Raw genomic sequence first — 9,255 nt, forward strand, 5'->3', positions numbered from 1 at the left:
CCGGATTCGAAGCTCACGCGCGTGCGCGTCGAGTTCTTCGAGAAGATCATCGCCAGCGTGCGGCCGGCGAACGGGCGGTCGGGAAACACACGCTGCTGACGCAGCGCCATGGCACGCAGCACGATGCGGTGCAGCTCATCCGGCGTGGCGTCGCTGAGCTTCAGGAAGTGGCGCGTCATGGTGTTTCAGGTCCCCCAATGAACAGGGCCGCCGAAGCGGCCCTGTGTGCAGCGATACGGCAATCGATCAGCCGAGGTTCTTCTCGACGAACTCCCAGTTCACGAGGCTCCAGTAGTGCTCGAGATAGGTCGGACGCGCGTTGCGGTAGTCGATGTAGTAGGCGTGTTCCCAGACGTCGCAGGTCAGCAGCGGCGTGTCGCCATTGGTCATCGGGTTGCCGGCGCCGGTGGTGGAAACGATCGCCAGCGTGCCGTCGGACTTCTTGACCAACCAAGCCCAGCCCGAGCCGAAGGTGCCGATGGCGGCTTCGGTGAACTGCTTCTTGAAGTCTTCGATGCCGCCGAAGGTCTTGACCAGCGCGTCGGTCAGCTTCTTGCCGGGGGCGGCCTGGCTCGGCGTCAGGCAGTGCCAGAAAAAGGTGTGGTTCCAGATCTGAGCGACGTTGTTGAACAGCTTGCCGGACGACTTCTTGATCACGTCTTCAATCGACGCGTTCTCGAATTCGGTACCGACGATCAGCTTGTTGGCCATGTCGACATAGGCCTTGTGATGCTTGCCGTAGTGGTACTCGAAGGTCTCGCGCGACATGTGCGGCTCGAGTGCTTCGCGGGCGTAAGGCAGTTCCGGCAGGGCAAAGGTCATGGAAATTACTCGTAAAGGCGGGTTGACGGTTCCGACGGGTTCAGTGTCCGATGAAATGCAGGTCGGACGGAGGTCGACTGCGATCCCATCGATGGCGCGATTTTAGCATTGCCGATGTGCCCGAAGGGCGGCTTCAATGTAGCTGATCCTTCCGGGTGTTAAAATCCGGTCATTCCCCGCCTCAGCCATCACGGACAGGACCATGGACGCACTCGAAAGAATCAAGCAGCAGGTTACCCAGAACCCGATCATTGTCTACATGAAGGGCACTCCCGATTTTCCGCAGTGCGGATTTTCTTCACGCGTCATCAAGGCTCTCAATAGCTGCGGTGCCGAGTACGCCTACGTCAACATCTACGAAGACGAAGAGGTTTATCGCGCGCTGCCGAAGTTCGCCAACTGGCCGACTTTCCCGCAGCTGTACGTGAAGGGCGAACTGGTCGGCGGCTGCGATATCACGCTCGACCTGTTCCAGTCCGGCGAACTGCAGAAGATGCTCAAGGAAGCGACCGTCGCTGCCTGATCGCTGATTCAGCCGTTCCGAAGACGCCCGCCTTGCGCGGGCGTTTTTTGTTGGGCCGCGTACAACGGTCACCAGGAAATCCCGGCATCAATAGGACCGGGCCAGCTGCATCTTTGCGTGAACGAGCAAGGTGGATTCGTCCAGACATAGGCTTGACTACCAAGCCGCGATGGCAGTAATTTGGTAATACGCCATTACCAATGGACCGCCGATGAGTGATATTGCCAGCCGTCTGACCACCAAGTACCAGGCCACGATTCCGCAGCCGGTCCGAGAAGCGCTGGGCCTGAAATCCGGCGACGTGGTGCGGTTCGAGATCAACGAACGGGGAGTTGTCTATCTGCGGAAACAGCAGCCGTTCGATGCCGAATATGCTCGCGCGCTGAACGGCACCTTGGCTTCCGAGTGGTCGTCCGACGACGATGAGGCGGCTTATCGTGACCTCTGAAGAGCTCGAGCAGCTCGATGCCTACGATGTCGTTGTCGTGCCCTTTCCGTTTACCGATCGTGACTCCGCCAAGCGCCGTCCGGCCTTGGTGCTGTCGTCAAAAGCCAACTTCAACGCGGAAATCGGCCACTCGGTGCTGGCGATGATTACCAGCAGCAAAGAGGGCCGCGATGCCTGGCCACTCGATACGCCGATCGCCGATCTTGCCGCAGCCGGTCTGCCGGCACCTTCGGTTGCCCGCATGAAGTTGTTCACACTGGATCACCGGCTGATCCTGCGTCGTGCCGGCCGGCTGACGGCGAGTGATCAGGCTGGCGTCAGTCTTTCGCTGCAAGCCCTGCTGGCTCGCGACGCGCCGCGCGAATAGCCTTGAGCGTGGAACTGAGAAACAAGGAGGGATGGAGATGGCAGTAGGTCTTCTGATCGTCGGTGACGAACTGCTGTCCGGCAAGCGGCCGGACAAGCACCTGCCGAAAGTCATCGAGCTGCTCGACGCGCGCGGCATCAGCCTTGAGTGGGCACATTTTGCCGGCGATGACGAGCTGCAGATTGCGGAGCTGATCCGGTCCGCACGGGCACGCGGCGACGTGCTGCTGTCCTGCGGCGGCATCGGTGGCACTCCGGATGACCGCACGCGGCAAGCGGCAGCGCGCGCTTTCGACGTGCCGATTGCCCGCCATCCCGAAGCGCTGGCGATCATCGAGCGTCAGTACGGTGACAAGGCCTGGCCGAACCGCGTACTGATGGCCGATTTCCCACTCGGCGCGGGGCTGATTCCGAACCCGATCAACAACATCGCCGGCTTCCATGTCGGCAACTGCTACTTCGTGCCGGGTTTTCCGGAAATGGCCTGGCCGATGCTCGAATGGGTGCTCGACGAGCGTCTGCAGGCCCTGCACAACGCCGAGCCGCCGGTCGAGTTCACCTTCCGCGCCTATGGCTCGGGTGGCGAGGGCGATCTGATCGATCTGATGGAAGCCACCTTGAGCGCCTACCCGCCGATCAAGCTCGCCAGCCTGCCGTTCCGCGGTACGCCCGAACGCGAGCGGCATATCGAGTTCGGCATCAAGGGTCCGAAGGCCGACGCCGAAGCGGCGACCCGCTGGTTCCGCGAGCGATTGCTGGCGCGCGGCGATATTCGCATCGAAGACCTGCGACTACCGTGAGCGCAACGCCGGCCGCTGACTCCGGGTTGCGGCCGGCGGCAGCTCGCGAGCTGTGTACCGATTGCGGTATCTCGCGCTCCAGCGAACCCGGCCGCTGCGGCCGCGCCTGCCAGTTCATCAAGCCGGATTACCCGGCGCTGGAAACCCGTGTTCACGGCCGGGCACGGGATGCCTTGCGGCCCGACGAAACCTTCTTCGGCCCACATCAGCAGATGCACCGCGCGGCACTTGCGAAGCCGAAGCCCGGCGCGCAATGGACCGGCATCACCACGAGAATCGCCGAGCGCCTGCTCGAAACCGGCGCCGTCGACGCGGTGCTGACGATGACCGCCGACCCTGCAGACCGCTGGCGCCCGGTGCCGGTGCTGGTTACGCGGGCAGAAGACCTCGCGGCCTGTCGCGGCATGCGCATGGGCTACGCACCGCTGCTGGCGCTGCTGGAGCCGGCGTACGCCGCGGGCCACAAACGCCTCGCGGTGATCGGCATTCCCTGTCAGGTCTATGCCTTGCGTGCGCTCGAAGCGGAACTCGGTTTCGATCGCCTCTACGTGATCGGCACGCCCTGCTCGGACAACACCACGACCGAGAACTTCCATACCTTCCTCGACCTGCTGTCGGACAAGCCCGACACGATCAGCTACCTGGAATTCCGCGCCGATTACCACGTCGAACTGCGCTTCGACGATGGCCGTCACCGGACCATTCCGTTCCTGCAGTTGCCGATCTCGAAACTGCCGCGCGACTTCTTTCCGCTGACCTGCCGCACCTGCGTCGACTACACCAATGTGCTCGCCGACATCACCGTCGGCTACATGGGCGGCGAGGGCGAGCAATGGCTGATCGTCCGCAATGCGCGCGGTGCGGAATTGCTCAAGCTGCTCGGCGATGAAGTGCGTCTGTCGACGCCGGGCAGTGCCGGCAAGCGTGCCGGGCCGGTCAAGGGATTTCTCGCCAATACCGAGCGTGCCGCCGGTGGCTTGCCGCTGCGGCGGATGCCGGATTGGCTGAAGCCGATCGTGGGCTGGCTGATGCCCAGAGTCGGGCCACGCGGCCTGGAATTCGCGCGAGCACGGGTCGAGATGAAAGCGGTGGAGACCGTCGTTCACCTGCGCCGCGAAATGCCGCGGCGGCTTAAATCGATGGTGCCGGCGCATGTCTGGAAGCTGGTCGAGGCCTATGGCCTGAAGCCGTCTTCCGACGAAACGCCACCGCGCTGAGCCTTAGTCTTCCGCGTCATGCACGCATTGACCGGCGGAAATGCATGGGCGATGAGGGTTAACCCTCGCAGACTCCCTAGAATGCGCGTCCCGTAGAACAGCCTGAGATCTTCGCGCATGAATCCGATCGACGCCCAGCGCAAGGCCGCGCTCGAATATCACGAGTTTCCGACTCCCGGAAAGCTCGCGGTCATGCCGACCAAGCAGATGGTCAACCAGAATGATCTGGCACTGGCCTATTCGCCTGGGGTCGCGGCGGCCTGCGAGGAGATCGTCAAGGACCCGGCCAACGCCTTCCGCTACACCGCGCGCGGCAATCTGGTGGCGGTGATCACCAATGGCACAGCCGTGCTCGGTCTTGGTGCAATCGGTCCGCTGGCGGCCAAGCCGGTGATGGAAGGCAAGGCGGTGCTGTTCAAGAAATTCGCCGGCATCGATGTCTTCGATCTGGAAGTCGAGCAGCGCGATCCGGACAAGCTGATCGAACTGATCGCCGCGCTCGAACCGACTTTTGGCGGCATAAATCTCGAAGACATCAAGGCACCGGAGTGCTTCTACATCGAGCGCAAGCTCCGCGAGCGGATGAAGATTCCGGTCTTCCACGATGACCAGCACGGCACCGCGATCATCGTCGGCGCGGCGGTCAGCAACGGTCTGGCGGTGGTCGGCAAGGACATCGGCGCGGTCAAGCTGGTGGTCAGCGGTGCGGGTGCGGCAGCACTCGCCTGCGTCGAACTGCTGGTCGAACTCGGCATTCGCATCGAGCACGTCTGGCTCACCGATCTCGCCGGTGTCGTCTATCAGGGCCGCACCGAGCTGATGGACGAGGACAAGGCCCGATACGCGCAGGCCACCGAGGCCCGCACGCTGGCCGAAGTGATCCCGGATGCCGACATCTTTCTGGGTTTGTCCGCCGGCGGTGTGCTGAAACCGGAGATGGTCAAAACCATGGCGACCCGGCCGTTGATCCTGGCGCTGGCCAACCCGACACCGGAAATCCTGCCGAGCGAGGTGCGCAGCGTCCGCGACGACGCGATCATCGCCACCGGCCGCACCGATTATCCGAACCAGGTCAACAACGTCCTGTGCTTCCCCTTCATCTTTCGTGGCGCGCTCGATGCCGGCGCGACGACGATCACTCGGGAGATGGAAATTGCTGCCGTGCGGGCGATTGCCGAGCTTGCGCGGCTGGAGCAGAGCGACGTCGTGGCCAATGCCTACGGCATCGAGGACCTGTCGTTCGGCCCCGAGTATCTGATTCCGAAACCCTTCGATCCGCGCCTGATCGTGCAGATCGCGCCGGCCGTTGCGCAGGCGGCGATGGACTCCGGCGTGGCGACCCGGCCGATCGAGGATTTCGACGCCTATCGGCAGAAGTTGCAGCAGTTCGTCTACCACAGCGGCACCTTGATGAAGCCGGTGTTCGCGGCGGCGCGTCGGGTGCCGGCCGACAAGAGCCGGATCATCTTTGCCGAAGGCGAGGACGAGCGCGTGCTGCGTGCGGTGCAGATCGTCGTCGACGAAAAGCTCGCGCGGCCGATCCTGGTGGGCCGGCCGAAAGTCATCGCCTTGGCAATCGCCAAGCACGGCCTGCGGATCAAGGCCGGCGAGCATTTCGATGTCGTCAATCCGGAATACGACGAGCGCTATCACGACTACTGGAGCGAGTACCAGACGATCATGGCGCGCCGCGGCGTGACTGCGCAGTACGCGCGCATCGAGATGCGCCGCCGCACCACGCTGATTGCTTCGATGCTGCTCAGGAAGGGCGAGGGCGACGGCATGATCTGCGGCACCTTCACCACCACCTGGCGTCACCTGCAGTACATCGACCGGGTGATCGGCCTGAAGGAAGGCGCCAACTGCTACGCGCTGATGAACGGCGTGGTGCTGCCGACCCGCCAGCTGTTCATCGTCGATACCCACGTCAATGTCGATCCGACCGCCGCCCAGCTCGCCGAGATCACCGTGATGGCCGCTGAAGCGATTCGCCGCTTCGGCATCGAACCGAAGGCGGCGCTGCTATCGCACTCGAACTTCGGTTCCAGCGATTCACCGAGCGCGCTGAAGATGCGCGAAACCCTGCGCCTGCTCCGCGAACAGGCGCCGGAGCTGATCGTCGACGGCGAGATGCACGCCGATTGCGCGCTGGACGAGGCGCTGCGCCGCTCGGTGCTGCCGGAATCAACACTGACCGGCCAGGCCAATCTGCTGGTCTGCCCGAATCTCGATGCCGCGAACATCGCCTACAACCTGCTGAAGACCGCCGCCGGCAACAATGTCGCGATCGGGCCGGTGCTGCTCGGCTGCGCAAAGCCGGTGCATATCCTGACCCCGTCGGCGACCGTGCGCCGCATCGTCAACATGGTGGCGCTGACGGTCATGGAAGCCGCCAAGGGCGTGGCCTGAGCAGGGTTTATCTCATCGCAAACCGCAGCATTGGTCGCCTTAAAGTGGCTCGCCCGCCTTGGGCGTGACCGCCAAGTTCCAGTATCCTTCGCCCGCTTTTTTGCTGCCTTCATTGCTGCTTTCGCAACAGGACATAACAGGACATATCGTGGACCAGACGCTCGCCGCCCGCGTGGGCCGTATCAAGCCCTCTCCGACTCTCGCCGTCACCGCCAAGGCCGGTGAACTGAAAGCGCAGGGTCTCGATGTGCTGAGCCTCGGCGCCGGTGAACCGGACTTCGACACGCCGGCGCACGTCAAGGCCGCCGCCGTGAAGGCGATTGCCGATGGCTTCACCAAGTACACGCCGGTGGGCGGCACGCCGAACCTGAAGCGGGCGATCATCGCCAAGCATCAGCGCGATAACGGTTTGGACTACGCGCCGAACCAGGTGCTGGCGTCGGTCGGCGGCAAGCAGGCTTGCTACAACCTCTGCCAGGCGCTGCTCAATGACGGCGACGAGGTGATCATTCCGGCACCGTTCTGGGTCAGCTATCCGGACATGGTGCTGCTCGCCGACGGCAAGCCGGTGATCCTGCCGACCGATGCCTCGACGCGCTACAAGATCACTGCGCCGCAGCTGGCGGCGGCGATCACCTCGAAGACGCGGCTGATCTTCCTGAACTCGCCGTCGAACCCCTCGGGCATGGCCTACACCAAGGCCGAGCTGGCGGCGCTCGGCGAGGTGCTGCTCAAGTACCCGCGGATCATCATCGCCAGCGATGACATGTACGAAAAGATCCTCTGGGCGCCGGAGCCGTTCGCCAACATCGTCAACGCCTGCCCGGAGCTGTACGAGCGGACCATCTTGATCCACGCGGTGTCGAAGACCTACGCGATGACCGGCTGGCGTCTGGGCTGGTCCTGCGGTCCGAAGTGGCTGATCACGGCGATGGCCGACATCCAGAGCCAGAGCACCTCAAACCCGACCTCGATCGCCCAGGTGGCCGCTGAAACCGCGCTCAACGGCGATCAGGCTTGCGTGGCCGAGATGACCGTAGCCTTCAAGCGCCGCCACGATCTGCTGGTCGACGGCCTGAACAAGATCCCAGGCATCAAGTGCCTGCCGGGCGACGGCACCTTCTACGCGTTCCCGGACGTCTCCGGCCTGATGAAGGCCAAGGGCTTCGAAGACGATCTGCAGCTGTCCGACGCCCTGTTGAAGGAAAAGCTGGTGGCGCTGGTGCCGGGTTCGGCGTTCGGCACGCCGGGCCACATGCGCCTGTCGTTCGCGACCAGCGACAAGGTGCTGGTCGAAAGCCTGAAGCGCATCGACGAATACGCACGCGGCTGACGCGCTGCCGTGTTGACAGAAGGCCCGCTCGTGCGGGCCTTCTTTTTTGGACTTTCTGGTGCCGGCAAGGGCAGGTCATCGGCCACAAAAAAGCCCGCGCGAGGCGGGCTGGTTTTCTGCGTGGCTCCCTGAGTAGGACTCGAACCTACGACCCAGTGATTAACAGTCACTTGCTCTACCGACTGAGCTATCAGGGAATTCGGCAGGCGCGCATTCTAACGGAAGTTGCCGGCAAAGCAACATCATCTGCATCGATTTCGTCGCTTCGATGCCGTGCCGGCACCCACCACGATTTCACACCACCAGGTTCAGATGCTGCTGCCTTCGCAGCCTGATCCCGCTGCCCATCTGCGAGAGTGGTGCCCTTCGGCATTGCTTCGATCCCGAGGCCGGGTACCATACCGACGGACCTTCAATTACCGCGCCGTGTCGTCGATAGCGCCGACCCGCCGCCGTCGAAAGTCCGCGAGAGTCTTGCGAAGACACCCATAAGACTCCAGCAGCAGTGCACGCGCTTCGCTGGCCAGATCCGGCGGAGGCTGACGTTCACTTCGCCAGCTGGGGCCACCGCAATCAGAACGATCAGACCATGAGCACTCCGCAGCCGACGATCATCTACACCCTGACCGATGAAGCTCCCCTGCTCGCCACCTGCGCCTTCCTGCCGATCATTCGTACCTTCACCGAGGCAGCGGGCATCCAGGTAGACACGACCGACATCTCGGTCGCGGCGCGCATCCTCGGCGAGTTTCCGGATTTCCTGACCGACGAGCAGAAGGTCCCCAACACCCTGGCCGAGCTCGGCAAGAAGACGCTGGAGCCAGACGCCAACATCATCAAACTGCCCAATATCAGCGCCTCGCAGAACCAGCTGGTGGCCGCGATCCGGGAACTGCAGGGCAAGGGCTATGCGCTGCCTGATTTTCCCGAGAAGCCGCAGAGCGATGAGGAGAAAGCGATCCGTCTCCGCTACAACAAGTGCCTGGGTAGCGCCGTCAATCCGGTGCTGCGCGAAGGCAACTCCGACCGCCGCGCGCCGAAGGCGGTCAAGGATTACGCCCGCAAGCATCCGCACAGCATGGCGCCCTGGAGCCAGGCCTCGCGCAGCCATGTCTCGCATATGCACAGCGGCGACTTCTACCACGGCGAGAAGTCGATGACGCTGGACAAGGCGCGCGACGTGAAGATGGAACTGATCACCGCTTCCGGCAAGGCGCTGGTGCTCAAGCCCAAAGTCGCGCTGCAGGCTGCCGAAGTGATCGACAGCATGTTCATTAGCAAGAAGGCGCTGTGCGAGTTCTACGAGAACGAGATCGAAGACGCGCACAAGGCCAGCG

9 protein-coding genes, 1 tRNA gene and 1 pseudogene are annotated in these 9,255 nt (G+C 63.3%); 8 read left to right on the forward strand and 3 right to left on the reverse strand.

Annotated features, from left to right (window positions below):
- A pseudogene (locus tag QZY06_RS05080) lies at positions 1-179 on the reverse strand (ornithine carbamoyltransferase); the annotation flags it as partial.
- 67 nt (positions 180-246) lie between these two features.
- Positions 247-822, reverse strand: a complete 576-nt coding sequence (locus QZY06_RS05085) for a Fe-Mn family superoxide dismutase (protein ID WP_295681053.1) — start codon at positions 820-822, stop codon at positions 247-249.
- Between the two features lie 202 nt (positions 823-1,024).
- On the opposite strand from QZY06_RS05085, the gene grxD reads away from it, so the two are divergent.
- From grxD to QZY06_RS05120, 7 genes are all read left to right on the forward strand, one after another.
- Positions 1,025-1,345, forward strand: coding sequence for a Grx4 family monothiol glutaredoxin (gene grxD / locus QZY06_RS05090; RefSeq protein ID WP_022975533.1), 321 nt, complete (start codon positions 1,025-1,027; stop codon positions 1,343-1,345).
- Positions 1,346-1,556: 211 nt separating this feature from the next.
- On the forward strand, positions 1,557-1,793 hold the full coding sequence (locus QZY06_RS05095) for a type II toxin-antitoxin system PrlF family antitoxin (RefSeq protein ID WP_295681059.1): 237 nt from the start codon (positions 1,557-1,559) through the stop codon (positions 1,791-1,793).
- Positions 1,783-2,160: a type II toxin-antitoxin system PemK/MazF family toxin gene (locus QZY06_RS05100; protein ID WP_295681062.1), complete on the forward strand. Its 378-nt coding sequence runs from the start codon at positions 1,783-1,785 to the stop codon at positions 2,158-2,160. The genes QZY06_RS05095 and QZY06_RS05100 overlap by 11 nt, the downstream gene beginning before the upstream one ends.
- 37 nt (positions 2,161-2,197) lie before the next feature.
- Positions 2,198-2,959 carry a molybdopterin-binding protein gene (locus tag QZY06_RS05105; RefSeq protein ID WP_295681065.1) on the forward strand — a complete coding sequence of 254 codons (762 nt, stop codon included), beginning with the start codon at positions 2,198-2,200 and terminating at the stop codon, positions 2,957-2,959.
- Positions 2,956-4,176, forward strand: coding sequence for a Coenzyme F420 hydrogenase/dehydrogenase, beta subunit C-terminal domain (locus QZY06_RS05110; protein WP_295681068.1), 1,221 nt, complete (start codon positions 2,956-2,958; stop codon positions 4,174-4,176). The genes QZY06_RS05105 and QZY06_RS05110 overlap by 4 nt, the downstream gene beginning before the upstream one ends.
- A gap of 117 nt (positions 4,177-4,293) precedes the next feature.
- The gene (locus QZY06_RS05115) at positions 4,294-6,585 is read left to right on the forward strand and encodes an NADP-dependent malic enzyme (protein WP_295681070.1); all 2,292 of its coding nucleotides are present in this window, start codon (positions 4,294-4,296) and stop codon (positions 6,583-6,585) included.
- 148 nt (positions 6,586-6,733) lie between these two features.
- Positions 6,734-7,918 (forward strand): pyridoxal phosphate-dependent aminotransferase, encoded by a 1,185-nt coding sequence (locus QZY06_RS05120; protein ID WP_295681073.1) that lies wholly within the window; start codon positions 6,734-6,736, stop codon positions 7,916-7,918.
- A gap of 121 nt (positions 7,919-8,039) precedes the next feature.
- On the opposite strand, the gene QZY06_RS05125 is transcribed toward QZY06_RS05120, so the two are convergent.
- A tRNA-Asn gene (locus QZY06_RS05125) sits at positions 8,040-8,115 on the reverse strand.
- 392 nt (positions 8,116-8,507) lie between these two features.
- Here QZY06_RS05125 and QZY06_RS05130 point away from each other — a divergent pair.
- Positions 8,508-9,255 (forward strand): NADP-dependent isocitrate dehydrogenase (locus QZY06_RS05130; RefSeq protein ID WP_295681077.1); only part of this gene is annotated, 748 nt, incomplete at its 3' end.

It is taken from the genome of uncultured Nevskia sp., assembly GCF_903885465.1.
Classification (GTDB): domain Bacteria; phylum Pseudomonadota; class Gammaproteobacteria; order Nevskiales; family Nevskiaceae; genus Nevskia.